This is a genomic window from Streptomyces sp. BI87 (assembly GCF_025957665.1).
Lineage (GTDB): Bacteria > Actinomycetota > Actinomycetes > Streptomycetales > Streptomycetaceae > Streptomyces > Streptomyces albidoflavus.
This window is the reverse complement of the sequence record NZ_CP110079.1, coordinates 395299-412031: the sequence shown is the minus strand read 5'-3', so window position 1 is coordinate 412031 and position 16733 is coordinate 395299. Positions and strand designations below refer to the sequence as shown.

The 16733-nt window shown below is 75.7% G+C and carries 13 protein-coding genes; 6 read left to right on the top strand and 7 right to left on the bottom strand.

The features are described from left to right. Positions 1–8 precede the first annotated feature (8 nt). Positions 9–1208 carry a cytochrome P450 gene (locus tag OIM89_RS01725; protein ID WP_030697688.1) on the top strand — a complete coding sequence of 400 codons (1200 nt, stop codon included), beginning with the start codon at positions 9–11 and terminating at the stop codon, positions 1206–1208. A 55-nt stretch (positions 1209–1263) separates the two neighbouring features. Here the strand turns inward: OIM89_RS01725 and OIM89_RS01720 are convergent, their stop codons facing one another. Both OIM89_RS01720 and xylB read right to left on the bottom strand, forming a co-directional pair. Next, entirely contained in the window at positions 1264–1866 is a 603-nt protein-coding gene (locus tag OIM89_RS01720; RefSeq protein WP_030697687.1) for an N-acetylmuramoyl-L-alanine amidase, read from the bottom strand. A 1271-nt stretch (positions 1867–3137) separates the two neighbouring features. Continuing rightward, positions 3138–4568: a xylulokinase gene (gene xylB, locus OIM89_RS01715; protein ID WP_047466694.1), complete on the bottom strand. Its 1431-nt coding sequence runs from the start codon at positions 4566–4568 to the stop codon at positions 3138–3140. A gap of 186 nt (positions 4569–4754) precedes the next feature. On the opposite strand from xylB, the gene xylA reads away from it, so the two are divergent. Further along, positions 4755–5921 carry a xylose isomerase gene (xylA, locus tag OIM89_RS01710; RefSeq protein ID WP_030697684.1) on the top strand — a complete coding sequence of 389 codons (1167 nt, stop codon included), beginning with the start codon at positions 4755–4757 and terminating at the stop codon, positions 5919–5921. A gap of 130 nt (positions 5922–6051) precedes the next feature. Continuing rightward, a complete protein-coding gene (locus OIM89_RS01705) occupies positions 6052–6579 on the top strand; it encodes a hypothetical protein (RefSeq protein ID WP_030697683.1) in 528 nt (175 codons plus the stop codon). 79 nt (positions 6580–6658) lie between these two features. Here OIM89_RS01705 and OIM89_RS01700 read toward each other — a convergent pair whose 3' ends face one another. The 3 genes from OIM89_RS01700 to OIM89_RS01690 form a co-directional block, all read right to left on the bottom strand. Further along, a complete protein-coding gene (locus OIM89_RS01700) occupies positions 6659–7006 on the bottom strand; it encodes a hypothetical protein (RefSeq protein ID WP_030697682.1) in 348 nt (115 codons plus the stop codon). Positions 7007–7279: 273 nt separating this feature from the next. Further along, positions 7280–8563, bottom strand: coding sequence for an SWF or SNF family helicase (locus tag OIM89_RS01695; RefSeq protein WP_030697681.1), 1284 nt, complete (start codon positions 8561–8563; stop codon positions 7280–7282). A 64-nt stretch (positions 8564–8627) separates the two neighbouring features. Next, positions 8628–11507, bottom strand: coding sequence for a DEAD/DEAH box helicase (locus OIM89_RS01690; RefSeq protein WP_264490910.1), 2880 nt, complete (start codon positions 11505–11507; stop codon positions 8628–8630). 361 nt (positions 11508–11868) lie between these two features. On the opposite strand from OIM89_RS01690, the gene OIM89_RS01685 reads away from it, so the two are divergent. Further along, entirely contained in the window at positions 11869–12924 is a 1056-nt protein-coding gene (locus OIM89_RS01685) for an acyl-CoA desaturase (RefSeq protein ID WP_264490909.1), read from the top strand. Between the two features lie 104 nt (positions 12925–13028). Further along, positions 13029–13211: a hypothetical protein gene (locus OIM89_RS01680; RefSeq protein WP_047466699.1), complete on the top strand. Its 183-nt coding sequence runs from the start codon at positions 13029–13031 to the stop codon at positions 13209–13211. 13 nt (positions 13212–13224) lie between these two features. Here the strand turns inward: OIM89_RS01680 and OIM89_RS01675 are convergent, their stop codons facing one another. Continuing rightward, positions 13225–14637, bottom strand: coding sequence for a tannase/feruloyl esterase family alpha/beta hydrolase (locus OIM89_RS01675; protein ID WP_264490908.1), 1413 nt, complete (start codon positions 14635–14637; stop codon positions 13225–13227). 142 nt (positions 14638–14779) lie between these two features. Then, on the bottom strand, positions 14780–15601 hold the full coding sequence (locus OIM89_RS01670; RefSeq protein WP_030696944.1) for a hypothetical protein: 822 nt from the start codon (positions 15599–15601) through the stop codon (positions 14780–14782). 204 nt (positions 15602–15805) lie between these two features. Between OIM89_RS01670 and OIM89_RS01665 the strand changes: the two genes are divergently transcribed. Further along, positions 15806–16729: an oxygenase MpaB family protein gene (locus tag OIM89_RS01665; protein ID WP_047466703.1), complete on the top strand. Its 924-nt coding sequence runs from the start codon at positions 15806–15808 to the stop codon at positions 16727–16729. The last annotated feature ends 4 nt before the right edge of the window (positions 16730–16733 follow it).

The window sequence follows — 16733 nt, the reverse complement described above, 5'->3', positions numbered from 1 at the left end:
GAGGTACCTTGTCCGCCGCATCCCCCGCCCCCGCCGAGGCCGTTCCGCCACTCGCCCCGCTCCACCGCCGGGCGCCCGCCGAGCCGGGACCGCCCCGGCCGTGCACCCTGCCCGACGGTTCCCCCGGCTGGCTGGTCGACCGCTACGCCGACGTACGGCAGGTGCTCAGCGACAGCCGGTTCGGCCGCGCCGGGCTCTACCTCCAGGACGGCCCCTCCCGCTCCCAGGCGGCGGGACTGGTGGACGACCCGGAGCTGATGTTCAACCAGGACGGCGTCGAGCACCTGCGGCTGCGCCGGACCCTGCGGCGGGCGTTCACCCCGAGGGCCGTCGCCCGGTGGCGTCCCTGGATCGCCTCGATCGTCGACCAGCTGCTGGACGACCTGGCCGCGCGGAGCGGACCGGTGGACGCCGTCGCCGAGTTCACCCTGCCGCTGCCGGTCGCCGTGATCAGCCGTCTGATGGGCCTCGATGCCTCGGTGCGCGGCCGGATGCGCCACTGGAGCGAACACGCCTTCTCCGACGGCACCCGGCCCCAGGGCGAGGTGGACGCGGCACTCGCGGAGTTCTCCGCCTTCGGCGCCCGGCTGCTCGCCCAGCGGCGCCGCGCCCCCGGCGACGACCTGGTCAGCAGCCTGGTGCGGGCCGCCGACGCCGAGGGCGGTATTCCCGAGGACCGCCTCGTCAGCCTGGTCTGCGGCCTGGTGGCGGGCGGCCACGACAGCACCATGACGATGCTCGGCAACTCCCTGCTCTACCTGCTCGGCGAACGGCCGGAGGTCTGGCCCCGGCTGGCCGACGAGGCTTCGGCGGAGCTGGCCGCCGCCCGCCTGCTCCACCTGATCCCGCTCGGCGACGACCCGGGCAGCACCCGCTGCGCCAACGAGGACGCCGAGGTCGGCGGCGTCCTCATCCCGGCCGGCGCGGTGGTCCTCGCCGACTCCACCACCGCCAACCGCGACCCGTCGGTCTTCCCCGCAGCGCAGACCGAGGCCCTCTTCACCCCGCTGCCGGCGCCCACCCTCGCCTTCGGCGCCGGACCCCACTACTGCCTGGGCGCCTGGCTCGCCCGGCTCGAACTCCACCTGGCCCTGCACCGGCTGGCGGACCGCTTCCCCGGACTGCGGCTCGCGGAACCGGAGAAGCCGGTCCGCTGGCGCCCGGCCGGCACCTCACGCAGCCCGGAACGGCTCCTGGTCACCTGGTGATCCGGAGCCCCCGCGTGGGGTGCGCGCCGCCGCACGCACCCCACACGGGGACCGCTCAGGCGGCCTTGACGAGCTTGATGTACCGGTCCCAGTCCCACAGCGGACCGGGGTCGGTGTGCGTGGCGCCGGGCACCTCGTGGTGGCCGATGATGTGCGCCCGCGTCCTCGGGATGGCGTACGAGTCGCAGATCGCGGCGGTGAGCGCGGCCGAGGCGGAGTACATCGCGTCGGTGAAGTACTCCGGTTTGTCGACCCACCCCTCGTGCTCGATGCCGACGCTGCGGGTGTTGTAGTCCCAGTTGCCCGCGTGCCAGCCGACGTCCGCCTCGCGCACGCACTGGGCGACCCGGCCGTCGGCCGAGCGCACCACGTAATGGGCCGAGACCTTCTTGGCCGGGTTCTGGAAGATGCCGAGGGTGTCGGCGTAGGTCTCCTGCGTCACGTGGATGACGACGAAGTCCACCGGGTACTGGCGCGGCCGGTTGGCGACCGTGTAGTTGCCGGGTGCGGCCGGCACCCAGTCGGCGTCCGGGCGCTGCTGGGCCTCCACCCGGCCCGCGAAGGCGGGCCCGGCCGAGCCGGCGAGCAGCACGGCCGGCAGGGCGGCCGCACCCTTGAGCAGTCTTCTGCGGGCGACGGAGCTTGGGGGACGTTCCACGGCGGTCCTGCCTCTCGGTGGGGGGGTACCGGGCCGCCGCCACGGCAGCCCGCTGAACCGCCCCGCCCCGGGCATGGGGCACCGAGGCGGGGGTGGCGCGCGTACAGAGGGTGCGGGTGGCACCGCGAGCCGGGCGTGCGCGCGGGCGCGGTGACGACAGCACGGTACGCGCGTAGATGACCGGAGGGTAGGGGGTGCGGGGGCATGCTCCCGTGGTTCGCCGTCCGGGCGTTCCCGGGAACGATCCGCACATGCCGGTCTCGCACCGGTGCGGAACCCGCGCTTCCCTGCCGCAGTGCCTCCCTGTGAGCCGTACCCGCCGTGTCGTGCGCGCCGTGCGGGCCGTCCTCTTCGCCGCGGTGTGCGTCAGCCTCGCGGGGGCCGGTCACGCGCTGTCCTCCTCGCACCCCGTCCCGCCGTGGGTGCGCCTCGCGGCGCTCCCGCCCTTGGCCGTGGCCGCCTGGTGCGCCGCGGGCCGTGCCCGGGGGACGGCCGCGACCGGCGCGGGCCCGGTCGCCTCCCAGCTCGTGCTCCACCTCGTGCTCACCGGGGCGCACGCGTTCTCCGGACACGCCCGGGAGCCGCACCGTTCCGGTACGGACGCCCGGCACATGGCGACGGCGGCGGCCGGATGGGCTCCACCGACGGACGGGCCGGCGACGACGGACGCCCTGTCCATGGAAGCGGCGGCGCACCTGCTTGCCGCCCTGGGGTGCGCGTGGTGGCTGGCGCGTGGTGAACGCGCGTCCGTCCAACTCGCGCACGCCACGCACACCGCCCTGCTCCGGCCCTTCCGGAGACTTGTCCCCGGCCGGCTTCCGCAACGGCCGCCGGGCGTGCCCGCAGTCGCCGCGGACGAGCAGCACCCGGCTGTCCGGCTGCTCCGCGACGCCGTGTCGCGACGTGGACCGCCCGGCGCGTACGGCCGGTCCCCGCACGCGCCGTACGGTGCGGCACGGGCCGGTCTCCCGCTGCCCGTGCCGCGTTCCGTCCGACCCTGACCGGGTGCCGGACGAACCGGCCCCGTCCGGCACCCGCCACCGCGCCGGTCGCGCGTGTGCCCCGTGCCGCGCGCACGCCGTCCTCCAGGGACACGACATGACCGACATCACCGGCGTCCCGGACGCCGCCTCCGCCCCACCAGAAGGCGGACCGCCACCCCGCGAGCCGAACGACGCCCGCCGGCCCGGCGCCTGGGCCGCCCTGCGTCCCTTGGCGCTCCGCCTGCGCTTCTTCGCGGGGCTGCTGGTCGGACGAGACCCGCGTCGGCCTCAGTCCTCGGCCCAGAGCGCCCCCGCGTCCCGCACCACCCCCGCGATCCGCTCCGCCGTCGCCTCGTCGCGGGGCAGCGGGTCCAGCAGCGGGCCGTCCGTGGTGCCCCAGCGGCGGGCCACGGCGGCGGGGTCCTCGCCGGTCAGCAGCCCCGCGGCCTGGGCGGCGGCGCCGAGCGCGACCAGTTCGGCGGCGCGCGGCACCCGCACCGGACGCCCCGTCAGCCGCCGCACCGTCTCCTGCCAGGCCGTGCCCCGCGCCCCGCCGCCGATGAGCAGCACCGGCTCGGCCGGGTCGGCGTCGGCGTCCAGGACCAGGCCGAGGGCGTCGAGCAGGGAGTGCACCGCGCCGTCGTAGGCGGCCTGGAGGATCTGGCCCGGGGTGGTGTCGTGGCGCAGGCCCGTCAGCAGGCCCGAGGCGTGCGGGAGGTTGGGGGTGCGCTCGCCGTCGAGGTAGGGCAGGAAGGTGGCGGAGCCGCCCGGCTCGACCGCCTCGCGGTCCAGGCCGAAGAGGGCGGCGACGCGGTCCACGGCCTGGGTGCAGTTGAGGGTGCAGGCCAGCGGCAGCCAGTCGCCCCGGGCGTCGGCGAAGCCGGCGACGGTCCCGGTCGGGTCGGCGGGCCGGTGCGTGGAGACCGCGTAGGCCGTGCCGGAGGTGCCCAGGCTCAGCACCGGGGTGCCGGGGCGCAGCCCGAGGCCGAGCGCGGCCGCCGCGTTGTCCCCGGTCCCGGCGGCGACCAGGGTGCCCCGGGCGAAGGGCAGCTCGCCCTCGCGGACCGTCCCCGCGACCTCCCCGGGCGCCACCACCTCGGGGAGCAGCCCCCGGTCGAGGCCGATCAGCTCCAGCACCGTGTCGTCGTACGCCTCCTTCTGCCCCGCCCACCAGCCGGTGCCCGAGGCGTCGCCGCGGTCGGTGGTGCCGCGTCCGGTGAGCCGCTCGGTGAGGTAGTCGTGGGGGAGGCGGACGGCGGCGGTGGCGCGGGCGGCCTCGGGCTCGTGCTCGGCCAGCCAGGCCCACTTGGCGGCGGTGAAGGAGGCGCCGGGGACGCTGCCGATCCGGTCGGCCCAGACCTGCGGACCGCCGAGTTCGGCCACCAGGCGGCGCGCCTGCGGGGCCGAGCGCACGTCGTTCCAGAGCAGCGCCGGGCGGACGGGGGAGCCCTCGGCGTCCAGGGTGACCAGGCCGTGCTGCTGGCCCCCGACCGAGACGGCGGCGGCCCGGTGGGCGGCGGGGCCGCAGGCACGCACCGCCTCGGTCAGCGCCGACCACCAGTCGCGCGGGTCGCTCTCCCGGCCGGCGCCGGTGGTGACGCGGTGCGGTGCCTGGCCGGTCGCGACGACCCGGCCCGTCCCCGCGTCGACCACGAGGGCCTTGGCGGACTGGGTGGAACTGTCGATTCCGACGACGAGCGGACCCTCGGCGGTTGACATCGGCCTCTCCGTCTCTGCTGGTGGGCCGCCGCGCGCCGGGGCGCGTGCGGACGGCTGTGTCCGGGGTGGTGGGCCGAGCCTGCCACGCCCGGCCTCCCGGGTCGACCGTCCCGGCCCCTTCCCATCCCGCCCTGGCGCCAGTAATTTGTCAACGCCGCGAACGAATACCTTTCAGGGAGCCGCTCCATGACGTACCAGCCCACCCCCGCGGACAAGTTCACCTTCGGCCTGTGGACCGTCGGCTGGCAGGGCCGCGACCCGTTCGGCGACGCGTCCCGGCCCGCCCTGGACCCGGTCACCTCGGTGCACCGGCTGGCCGAACTCGGCGCCCACGGCGTCACCTTCCACGACGACGACCTCATCCCCTTCGGCGCCTCGCACGCCGAGCGCGAGGCGGTCGTGAAGCGGTTCCGGCAGGCTCTGGACGCCACCGGGATGAAGGTCCCGATGGCCACCACCAACCTCTTCACCCACCCCGTCTTCAAGGACGGCGGCTTCACCGCCAACGACCGCGACGTCCGCCGCTACGCCCTGCGCAAGACGCTGCGCAACATCGACCTCGCCGCCGAACTCGGCGCCACCACCTACGTCGCCTGGGGCGGCCGCGAGGGCGCCGAGTCGGGCGGCGCCAAGGACGTCCGCCTCGCCCTCGACCGGATGAAGGAAGCCTTCGACCTGCTCGGCGAGTACGTCCTCGACCAGGGCTACGACCTGCGCTTCGCCATCGAGCCGAAGCCCAACGAGCCGCGCGGCGACATCCTGCTCCCCACCATCGGCCACGCCCTCGCCTTCATCGAGCGCCTGGAGCGCCCCCACCTGTACGGCGTCAACCCGGAGGTCGGCCACGAGCAGATGGCCGGACTCAACTTCCCGCACGGCATCGCCCAGGCCCTGTGGTCCGGCAAGCTCTTCCACCTGGACCTCAACGGCCAGTCCGGCATCAAGTACGACCAGGACCTGCGGTTCGGCGCCGGTGACCTCAGGTCGGCGTTCTGGCTGGTCGACCTGTTGGAGACCGCCGGGTACGACGGGCCGAGGCACTTCGACTTCAAGCCGCCGCGCACCGAGGACATCGAGGGCGTCTGGGAGTCGGCCGCCGGCTGCATGCGCAACTACCTGATCCTCAAGGAGCGGGCGGCCGCCTTCCGCGCCGACCCCGAGGTGCAGGAGGCGCTGCGCGCCGCCCGCCTGCCCGAACTGGCCCTGCCCACCGCCGAGGACGGCCTCGCCGGACTGCTCGCCGACCGCTCGGCCTTCGAGGAGTTCGACGCGGACGAGGCCGCCGCCCGCGGCATGGCCTTCGAGCGCCTCGACCAGCTGGCCATGGACCACCTGCTGGCCGCCCGGGGCTGACCAGACCCCCGGTCCCGTACGGCCGCCGGGCGGACCCCCGCTCCGCCCGGCGGTCCGAAGTTGTCCGGGGTCTGTCGCGATTCCCGCCCAGGGGTGGCCACCTGACAGGGCATCAGGCGAACCTGGTGTCATGGCCACCCCGCCCGAACCACCCCAGCCCCCGACCCCTCCGCCCGGCGACGGCGGATCCGGCCGTGAGCCGGTGCCGCCGCCGCCCGGCCCGCCCGTGCCGGGCCCCGACGACCCCGGGGCGCCCGGGACGCTCGCCTTCGGCTCCGGCGGGGGCGGCCACCAGGGCGGGCCCTGGCCGCCGCCCCCGCCGGGCGACGGCGGCCGGCGCCGTGGCCTGCTGATGCTGATCGCGGCCGCCGTGGCCGTGGCCGCCATCGCCCTCGTCCTGATCCTGCTCGCCGGGCGCGACGAGGAGGACGACCGGCCGCCCTCCGGCCCGCAGCCGACGGCCACCACCTCCGAGGAGCTCCCGGAACCGGAGGAGACGAAACCGGACGAGGCACCGACCGCCTGGCCCTCGGACTTCCCCTCCGACTTCCCGACGGAGTTCCCGAGCGGCTTCCCCTCGGATTTCCCCACGGAACTCCCGAGCGACTTCCCGACCGAGGCGCTGCCCTCGGACTGGCCCTCGGGCTTCGGAGGCTGACCGCACACGCCGACGGCGCCGGCCCGGGAAGCGGGCGGCGCCGTCGGGACCGGCGGGAGGAGGACGCCGGTCGAGGGGGTCAGCAGTGGTTGGGCACGTTGCCCTTGTCGTTGCCCTTCAGGTAGATGGCGCTGACGTAACCGATCCCCCCGCTGTTCAGCTGCAACCGGACCCAGTTGCGGTTGGAGATGCCCTTGTCGTTGACGAGGTCTCCCTCCAGCCAGCACAGGCCGGTGTAGCTGTAGCCGTTGTTGACGTGGCTGACGACCCGTTCCCCGAGGGCCGGTCCCGCGTGCACCTTGCCGTGGGTCCAGGCGACGACCGCCGTCGCCGCCTGGGCCGGTCCGGCTCCGATCGCCAGGGCCCCCACCAGGGCCGCCCCCGTTCCGGCGATCCTCAGTGTGCGCTTCAGCCTGCTGGTGGACATGTGCTCTCCCGTTGTGGTGTGGACACGGCACGGCGGGTCCCACCGCCGTGGCCGCGCGCCGGCCGCCGGACGCCCCGGCGGCGCGCTCCCGGGGTTCCGGCCGCGGTCCGGGCCCCTGAAGCCATGTCCCCCACGGTCGCCGAACCAAGATCACCCTTCAATCGCCCGCCGGGGGGAGAGCGCGGCCGGACGTTCGCGGCGCACGGGCCGAAGCGGCCCCGCGCGCCGGTACACGCCCCGGACCTGCGGACCGGAGCGGTCGGCCCCCACCGCTCACTCCCCGGCCCTGGCCAGCGCCAGCGCCTGGGCCGGGTCCAGGACCGGCGGCCCCGCCGGGGTCCACCGCCCGCGCTCCTTCCGGTACGGCCACCAGCGGCCGTCCGGCGCGTACCGCACCTGGACGCCCTCGTCCGGCAGCGTCCACCGGCCCCTGGCCGCCCGGAACGCGGGGCGCTCGGCCTCCTCCCACGCCGCGTCGAGCGCCGCGCGCGCCCGCACCGCCTCCTTCGCACCCAACGGCTCGTCCTCCTCCAGCACCCGCAGGGCCGGGGGCCCGCCGAACTCCCACGCCCGTACCGCCAGTTCCAGTGCCTCCCGGCTACGCCCCGACGCCTCGGCGAGCCGTCCGGACGCCTCGGGACCGGGCCGGGCCGCCGCCAGCCGTACCGCGTCCGCGGTGAGCGGAGGCTCGGCCTCCACCGGCGTACCGGCGTGGTCCGGTCCCACGGCGCGTGCCAGCCGCCGCCGGGCCTCCTCGGCCGCCTGGCCGGCGAGGAAGGTGAGCAGGCCGGGGTCGACCCCGGGGGCGGGGGCCGCCTCCGTGTCCAGGTTCGGGCCCTCGCCTGCGTATTCCGGCGGCTGCGGCAGAGGCGGCAGCGGCGGGAGCAGCGCGCCCAGGGCGTACGCCTCACCGGCGGCCACGCCCTCCTCCGGAGCGGCCGACGCGGGGCCGGAGTGCGGGGCGCCGCGCACCTGGAGGCTGTCGAGCAGGGCCCGTTCCGGGCGTCCCCGCATCAGCAGCAGGACGAACGGGTCCTGGTCGAGCAGCCGTGCCATCTGGTAGCTGAGGGCCGCCGTGTGCCCGCAGTGGTCCCATGCCTCGCAGGTGCAGGACGGCTCCAGATCGCCGATGCCGGGGAGCAGGTCCACACCCGCCTGGGCCGCGTCCTCCACCAGGTGCGGCGGCATCTCCCGGTCCAGCAGCGCCGCGATGTGCGCGGCCCGTTCGACGGCCATGTCCACGAAGCGGTCCCAGCCCTGTGCCGACAGCGGCTCCCAGACCACGTCCGCCCGGTAGGCGCCCGCGCGGTCCTGGACCACCGCCGTGATCCGCCCCGGCCGGACCGAGACCGCGCCGACCGCCCCGGCGCGCGCCAGCCGCCGCCCCGCCTTCAACTGCCCCAGGTCCAGCGCCGTCTCCTCCAGCGCCCGCAGCCACGACTGCCCCCACCAGCTGGTGGCGAACGCGCGCCCGTGCGCCGGGGGCAGCGCGGCGAACGTCCGCTCCTCGCTCCCGGCGGCGCCCTGCCCGCCGGACTCCTCGGCCTCGTCCCTCATGCCGTACTCCTCCGTCATCCCCGTTCCTGCCCTTCCGCGGTCCCGTCGTCCGTGGCCGTGCCGGTCACCGGGTGGCCGTCCGCAGGGTGACCAGTTCCGCCAGCTCGGCGTCGCTCAGCTCGGTCAGGGCCGCCTCGCCGCCGGTCAGCACCGCGTCGGCCAGCGCCTGCTTGCGGACCAGCAGCTCGGCGATGCGGTCCTCGATGGTGCCCTCCGTGACGATCCGGTGGACCTGCACCGGCCGGGTCTGCCCGATCCGGTAGGCGCGGTCGGTGGCCTGCGCCTCGACCGCCGGGTTCCACCAGCGGTCGACGTGGATCACGTGCTCCGCGCGGGTCAGGTTGAGGCCGGTCCCGGCCGCCTTGAGGGAGAGCAGGAAGACCGGTACCTCGCCGTCCTGGAACCGCCGCACCATCTCCTCCCGCGCCGGGATCGGCGTCTGCCCGTGCAGGAACTGGGTGGCCACCCCGCGCGCGGCGAGGTGGCGCTCCAGCAGCCGGCCCATCCGCACGTACTGGGTGAAGAGCAGCACCCCGGCGCCCTCGGCCAGGATGGTGTCGAGGAGTTCGTCGAGCAGTTCCACCTTGCCCGAACGGCCGCCGACCCGGGGCCGGTCCTCCTTCAGGTACTGGGCGGGGTGGTTGCAGATCTGCTTCAGCGAGGTCAGCAGCTGCACGATCAGGCCGCGCCGCTCCATGCCGTCGGCGGCGGCCACCGCGGCCAGCGTCTCGCGGACCACCGCCTCGTACAGCCCCGTCTGTTCGGCCGTCAGACCCACCGCGTGGTCCGTCTCCGTCTTCGGCGGCAGCTCCGGGGCGATCCCCGGGTCGGACTTGCGGCGCCGGAGCAGGAACGGACCCACCAGCCGGGCCAGGCGGCGCGCGGCCGCCGGGTCGTCGCCCGACTCGACGGCGCGGGCGTAGACCCGCCGGAAGGTGCCCAGCCTGCCCAGCAGCCCGGGCGTGGTCCAGTCGAGCACCGCCCACAGCTCCGAGAGGTTGTTCTCGACCGGCGTACCGGTCAGCGCCACCCGCGCCTTCGCGGGGATGGCCCGCAGCCGACGGGCGGTCGAGGAGTACGGGTTCTTGACGTGCTGCGCCTCGTCGGCGACGACCATTCCCCACCCCGCACCGGCCAGCGCGGCCGCGTCCAGCCGCATCGTCCCGTACGTGGTGAGGACGAAGCCCTCCGCCGGCAGGCCGGCGGCCGCGCGGGAGGCGCCGTGGTACCGGCGGACCGGGGTGCCGGGGGCGAACCGCTCGATCTCCCGCTGCCAGTTGCCCATCAGCGAGGCCGGGCACACCACCAGCGTCGGCCCCGCCGTGGCCGGGTCGGCCTGGCGGTGCAGGTGGAGGGCGATCAGGGTGACGGTCTTGCCGAGGCCCATGTCGTCGGCGAGGCAGGCCCCGAGCCCCAGCGAGGTCATCCCGGCCAGCCAGCTCAGCCCGCGCTGCTGGTAGTCGCGCAGGGTGGCCGCCAGCCCCTCCGGTACGGGGACGGGCTCGGCCCGGTGCGGATCGGCGATCCTTGCCCGCAGCTCCTCCAGCGCGCCCGAGGCCCGCACCTCGACGCGCTCGCCGCCGACGTCGGCGGCGCCGGTCAGCGCGGCACCCACCGCCTCCATCGGCGCGAGGGTGTGGTCCCGCCGGTCGCGCGCCCGGCCGGCCTGCGCGGGATCGATCAGCACCCACTGGTCGCGCAGCCGCACCAGGGGCCGTTTCGCCTCCGCCAGTACGTCCAGCTCCTCGCGGGTCAGCCCTCGGCCGCCGAGGCTGAACCGCCAGCTGAAGGTGAGCAGCGAGTCGGCCGAGAGGAACCCCGCCCCCGCGTCCTGCCTGCCCGCCGCCTCGCCGCCTGGGCCGACCACGCCCCGGGCCGTCAGCTCGCGCGCCGGCTCCCGGGGCCAGTGCACCTCGACACCGGCACCGGCCAGCGCCTTCTGCCCCTCGCCCAGCAGCTCCGCGACCTCCTCGTCGGCCAGCTCCACCGTGTCCGGCACCCCCGCCGCCAGCAGCGGGGACAGCGGCGCCCACGCCCCGGCGGCCCGGCGCAGCGCGAGCAGCGCGTCGACCCGGGCGCGCGGCCCGAACGCCCCGTCGTCCGCCCCGGTAGCGGCCCAGACCTCCGCCGCGTCGGCGATCCGGCCCGGGTCGCTGAGGCTGTGCAGCTGGAGCACCGCGCGGAAGGCGCCCACCACCTCGGCGCCGGTCTCCTCGTCCCCGGCCCCGGCGGGCGTCTCGATCCGCAGCGAGAGGCGTACCCCCGCGTCGTGCCCGGCGGCCACGTCGGCGGCCCAGGCGCGCTGCCCGGGCAGGTGCTGCGGCGGCCCGGCCGTGTAGGCGTCGCTCCCGGTGAGGGCCGGAGCGGCGGCCGTGCGGGGCAGGGTGTCGGCGACGGCGTCGAGGAAGTGCCGCAGCAGTCGCTCCGGTTCGGCCAGCGGCAGCTCGGCCGCGTCGCTCCCGGGCGGCGCGGCGACCGGGCCGCAGTGCGCCACCGGGGGCATGGAGGCGGCGAGTTCGCGGACCCGCGCCAGTTCGCCGGGGCCCAGCGGGCCGCACCGCCACGCGTCGTGGTCGGCGGGGGAGAGGCCGGGCAGCAGCAGGCCCCGGGCGAGCAGGTCGAGGGCGAGCAGGACGGCGCCGCCCCAGAAGGCGGTCGACGGATGGGCGTCGTCGTGGACCCGGGCCCGGGTCAGCACGGGCAGCGCCCGTGCCACGGGCAGCAGCGTCGCGTGAACCGGCCGGACGCGCAGGGTCCCGTCCTCGTCGGGGAGGACCAGGGAGAGTTCCCGCGGTTGGGCGCCGGGCACCTCGGGCGGGCCGGAGCCCTCCGCCGGGAAGAACGCGAGGGACCCGGCGCGGGCCGGGTCGCCCGGGACGAAGACCGCGGCACAGGCCGACAGGGCACGGACCTCGGCGGGGGAGAAGGCAGGGCACATCTGCACGGCGATGGCAATTCCTCAAATTTGACTACCTGCTGCTGAGCGGCCGAGGGTACAGCACCGGAACCCGGGAAGCCCGTTCCGCGCCTGTGATCCGGGCCACTGCCGCACCGGTGCCGTGGTGGGGCTACCACCACCCCCTTGCTGGGTCGTTCCCCCGGCCGCTCGCGGCGTTCTCCCCCGCACCGTTCCGGAGGCTTGCGCCATGGGCCGGGCCCGCCGCGCTCCGTAGCGTGAGGCCGTCGGAGACGGACCGCCGCGCACCGGCGAGCGGAGCCCCGACACCCTCGTGCCCCGCCCCACCCCAGCCCGCCCGCCGCCACGGGCACGCACCGCCGTGCCCCCACGCAGAACCGGAGACCCCATGACCCAGACGGCCGCCCCCGCCCCACGCCCGCCCCTCACCCCGGCCGGACCCGCGCCGGGCAGCGAGTTCAGCCCCCTGCTGCGCGAGGTGCGCGGCCAGGGCCTGCTGGAGCACCGCACCGGCTGGTACGTCCGCACCATCACCCTCAACCTGCTCGCCCTGGCCGCCGTCCTCACCGGCGTGGCCCTGCTGGGGGAGAGCTGGTGGGCGCTGCTCCTCGCCCCGCCGCTCGCCGTCCTCTCGGCCCGCACCGCCTTCGTCGGCCACGACGCGGGCCACTCCCAGATCACCGCCGACCGGCGCCTCGCCCGCCTCATCGGGCTCGTCCACGGCAACCTGCTCCTCGGCATGGGCTACGCCTGGTGGAACGAGAAGCACAACCGCCACCACGCCAACCCCAACCACACCGAGAAGGACCCGGACGTCGCCGCCGACGTCCTCGTCTTCACCGGCCACCAGGCCGTCACCCGCACCGGCTTCCGCGCCTGGCTCACCCGCCACCAGGCCGGACTCTTCCTCCCCCTCACCCTCCTCGAAGGCATGGCCCTGAAGGTCTACGGCTTCCAGGACCTGCGCAACCACCCCTGGCGGGTCCGCCTCGTCGAGGGCGGCCTGCTCGCCGCGCACGTCACCGGGTACACCGGCCTGCTGCTGGTCCTCCTGACCCCCTGGCAGGCGCTCGCCTTCGCCGCCGTCCACCAGGGACTCTTCGGCCTCCATCTCGGCCTGGCCTTCGCGCCCAACCACAAGGGCATGGAGATGCCCGACCCGGAAGGACCGCGCTGGGGACACCTGCGCCGCCAGGTGCTCACCTCGCGCAACATCCGCGGCGGCCCCGTCACCGACTGGCTCCTCGGCGGTCTCAACTACCAGATCGAGCACCACCTCTTCCCCAGCATGCCCCGCCCGCACCTGCGCCTGGCCCAGCCGCTGGTCCGCGCCCACTGCGCCCGGCTGGGCGTGCCGTACACCGAGACCGGGGCCGTGGACTCGTACCGCCAGGTCTTCGCCCACCTCCACGAGGTGGGTGAGGGTCTGCGCCCGGCCGCCTGATCCGCGAAGCCCCGCGGCGCGGATGCGAGCACACTGGAACCAGCGGCGCGGGCGCCGCGTTGTCACCACAGACGGCGGACCCCGCCACCGAGGAGGTCATCGACATGTCGACGAACACCAAGATCGCCGTGGGAGGGGTGGCGGTCGGCCTGCTCCTGCTGATCTGGCTGCCCTGGTGGGCCGCGCTCCTGATCGTGCTGGGCATCCCGGCCGCCGCCTACCTCACCCTCGACCCCTCGCAGCGCCGTCGGCTGCGCAACCGCGGGCGCCGCGAGATCGGGCGCTGAGCGGGGGCGCGGCTCAGCGCAGCGGGCAGGAGTTCACCACGTCCCCGCCGGACGGCCGGGCCACGGTCCGGTCGGCCGGCGGCGGTGTGCCGCGCTCCACCCACGCCGTCAGCGCGTCGAAGGCCGAACGGTGGCAGGGCAGGATCGGCCGCAGCCGGTCCGGATGGGTGTCGTACAGGCCGTCGGTGTGGGTGCCGTCGGCCACCGTGTAGAAGCGGTGCAGCCGCCCGGCGCCCGCGCGGTCGATCATCCGGGTGTAGACGGCCGAGTCGGCGGCGAGCGGCAGCAGGGTGTCCAGGTCGCCGTGGAGCGTCAGCATCGGCTTGCCGATCCGCCCGGTCAGCGCCACCTTCTCCAGCGCCCGCCGCACCGGGGCCGGACGCCGCCCGAGGTCGTAGCGGGCGTCCGAGGCGCAGGGCGCCAGGATCTCCTCCACCGTCGAACCGGCCGAGGCCCCCGGACAGGCCGGGTCGTACGAGGGGTCGAACTCCGCCCGGTACGTCTTCTGCGTGACGCCCCAGTAGGCGGTGCGGTGGTACTCCCACAGGAACTCCGAGCCCCGCGCGAATCCGGCCCGGTACATCGCCGCGTCGTCGGCCGCGCCGGTGCCGTGCGCCACCGCCGTCGGCAGCGAGGTCAGCAGGCTCGGCCCGTCGGCCGTCCACAGCGCGCCCTCCCAGTCGACCCCGCCGTCGTACAGCTCCGGCCGGTTCTCCAGCTGCCAGCGGGCCAGGTATCCGCCGTTGGAGATCCCGGTGACGTAGGTGCGGCGCGGCGCCTTCCCGTACCGCTGGGCCACCACCTTCTTCGCCGCCCGGGTCAGCTCCGTCGTCCGCCGGTTCCACTCGGCGACCGCGTCACCGGGCCGCTTCCCGTCCCGGTAGAAGTCGACGGTGCTGTTGCCCTTGTCGGTCGCCGCGTAGGCGTAGCCGAGGGAGAGCACATGGTCGGAGATGGCGGTGTCCGTCGCGTACTGCTTGCGGGTGCCGGGGGCGCCGGTCACCACCAGCCCGCCGTTCCACCGCTCGGGCAGCCGGATCACGAACTGCGCGTCGTGGTTCCAGCCGTGCGTCGTGTTGAACGAGGAGTCGTCCGGGAAGTACCCGTCCACCTGCCGCCCCGGCACCCCCGAGGGATTCCGCGTCCCCGCCGCCGTCAGCCCCGCCTGGTCCGCCATGTCCGTGTACGCGGTCCCGGCCAGCCCCGCCGTCGTCAGGTCCACCAGACACGCCAGGCGCTGGTGCTCCGCCCCCGGCACCCGTAGCCGCTCCGGCCCCGCGCACCCCGAGCCCCGCTCGGGGCCGGCTCCGGAGGCCGGTGCCGCGCCGGTCACCGCGACGGCCGCCAGGGCGGTGGCCAGCAGGACCGTGACGGGGCCGCGCGGGGCGCCGGAGCCTCCCTCCGACCCGGTCCTCGTCCGTCGCACCCTGCGAAAAATCTCCATGGCTTGCCTCCCGGGCAGCACGTTGTGACGCTGTGAGCGCCCCATCGTGCGGCGGGCCCGCGGGCCGGACCATGGCCCGGAACCACACACGGCGGCCGGGAGCGGTGTGGCCCCCGGCCCCGCCTCAGCTCTCCGGCGGCGCCAGCGCCGCCAGCCCCTCCAGCAGCGCCGGGAGCCGATCTCCCCGGCCGACCGGGAGCACCTGGGCGGGCTCCTCGTCCAGCAGCACGAAGGCGATGTCGTCGGTGCGCGCCACCAGCGACCAGCCCGGCCCGTCGACCCGCAGCGTCCGCGCCTCGCCCGAGGCGAAGGCCGAACGCACCCGGCCCGGCGGAGGCGGGGACTCCAGGTAGCCGTGTGCCTCGCCCAGCGCCCGGCGTACCCCGGGGTGCGCGTGGGTGATCTCGGCGGGAGCCGCTTCGTCCTGCCCCTCCTGGGGGCCGGACGAAGTGAACTCCGAGGTGTCCGTCTCCTCGCGCCACTGGGCCCAGCGCAGCGCGATCTCGTCGGCGCCCAGCCGCCGCTGCGGCCCGCCCCACCCTCCGGCGTCCGGCGGCGCGAGCCTCGGCAGCCCCGCCAGGTCGCCCTCCGGCTCCGGGTCGTGCGGCGCGGGTACCCCGGGCGCCTGCACCGCCAGTTCCACCGGCCACCCCGGCAGGGCGGCCACCACGGTCTCCTCACGCGGCGACAGGTCGTACTCCATACCGCAGTCCCAGGCGGCGATCGCCACCGCGACCAGCGGCACATCGTCCACCACGACCGTCCAGCGCGCCCCCGCGCCGTCCTGGCCGAGGACCAGCCCGTAGCCGTCGGCCGCCGGGAGGAGCCCCAGCGCGGCACAGGCCGCCGGATAGTCGTCGCCGAAGACCCCCGGGAAGCGGCCCGGGGTCACCACCATCGCGGTCAGCACGTAGAGCGAGTCCTCGCCGTCCTCGACGTCCGCCATGGCAGCTCCCCACGTCATCGGTCCCGCGCTGTCGTCGGCGCACCTTAACCAGCCGGTAACCCAGGCGTCGAGAGCCCCGCGGCCACCGTTCCGGGACGTTCACCGAACCCGCCCCCGCCCGCCTCCGGCGAGAACGACGTGACGCTGTGACACCAACCGTGGCACACCGTAGAGTTGAGCCCCCACCACCGAAGGGGGCAGCCCGTGCAGCGTTTCGACCGGCTCCGGTACATCCGCACGCTCGACCCGGCCGAGGACCACCTCGAGATCTACCGGCTCACCGCGGCCCTGGAGTTCCCCTGGGACTACACCCGCGCCCTCGAACTCGCCCTCTACCGCACCTACGCCGTCCCCAGCATCGGCCGTCTCCTCGCCGAGACCGCCGAACTGACCGAACGCACCCAGAAGCGGTACGACGACACCTCACTCCTCCTCGACGCCGTCGTCGAGCACGGCTTCGACCACGAACAGGGCCGCACCGCCATCCGGCGCATCAACCGCATGCACCGCAGCTACGACATCAGCAACGACGACATGCGGTACGTGCTGTGCACCTTCGTCGTCGTCCCCAAGCGCTGGATCGACCGGTACGGCTGGCGCCGTCTCTCCCGCCACGAGGCCGAGGCCGCCGCCGCGTACTACCGCACCCTCGGGCGGCACATGGGCATCCAGGACCTCCCCGAGGACTACGCCGCCTTCGAGGAGTGCCTCGACTCCTACGAGCGCGCCCACTTCGGCTGGGACGAGAAGGCCCGCACCGTCTCCGACGCCACCTTGAACCTGATGGCGTCCTGGTACCCCAAGCCCCTCGCCCCGCTGCTGCGCACCGCCACCCTCGCCCTCCTGGACGACCCGCTCCTCGACGCCTTCCGCTACGACCACCCCAGCCCCCTCACCCGCCGCCTGGTCCGGGGCGCCGTACGGCTGCGCGGCCGGGCGGTCCGGCTGATGAGCCCGCGCGTCGTGCCGCACTACGCCCGGCAGAACCCGGAGATCAAGGGGTACCCGGACGGCTACCGCGTCGCCGAACTGGGCACCTTCCCGGTCCCCGGCGTGCGCGGCTGCCCCGTCCCGCACCAGGCGGCTCCCGAAGCACGGGCGGCCGAGGCGGCGGCCGAGGAGAGCTGAGGCA

What these genes read in the sequence shown, in the direction of transcription:
- xylA (WP_030697684.1), top strand. Translation starts at nt 4,755, where the DNA reads ATGACGTACCAGCCCACCCCCGCGGACAAGTTCACCTTCGGCCTGTGG.
- OIM89_RS01705 (WP_030697683.1), top strand. Translation starts at nt 6,052, where the DNA reads ATGGCCACCCCGCCCGAACCACCCCAGCCCCCGACCCCTCCGCCCGGC.
- OIM89_RS01700 (WP_030697682.1), bottom strand. Translation starts at nt 7,006, where the DNA reads ATGTCCACCAGCAGGCTGAAGCGCACACTGAGGATCGCCGGAACGGGG.
- xylB (WP_047466694.1), bottom strand. Translation starts at nt 4,568, where the DNA reads ATGTCAACCGCCGAGGGTCCGCTCGTCGTCGGAATCGACAGTTCCACC.
- OIM89_RS01670 (WP_030696944.1), bottom strand. Translation starts at nt 15,601, where the DNA reads ATGGCGGACGTCGAGGACGGCGAGGACTCGCTCTACGTGCTGACCGCG.
- OIM89_RS01695 (WP_030697681.1), bottom strand. Translation starts at nt 8,563, where the DNA reads ATGAGGGACGAGGCCGAGGAGTCCGGCGGGCAGGGCGCCGCCGGGAGC.
- OIM89_RS01680 (WP_047466699.1), top strand. Translation starts at nt 13,029, where the DNA reads ATGTCGACGAACACCAAGATCGCCGTGGGAGGGGTGGCGGTCGGCCTG.
- OIM89_RS01685 (WP_264490909.1), top strand. Translation starts at nt 11,869, where the DNA reads ATGACCCAGACGGCCGCCCCCGCCCCACGCCCGCCCCTCACCCCGGCC.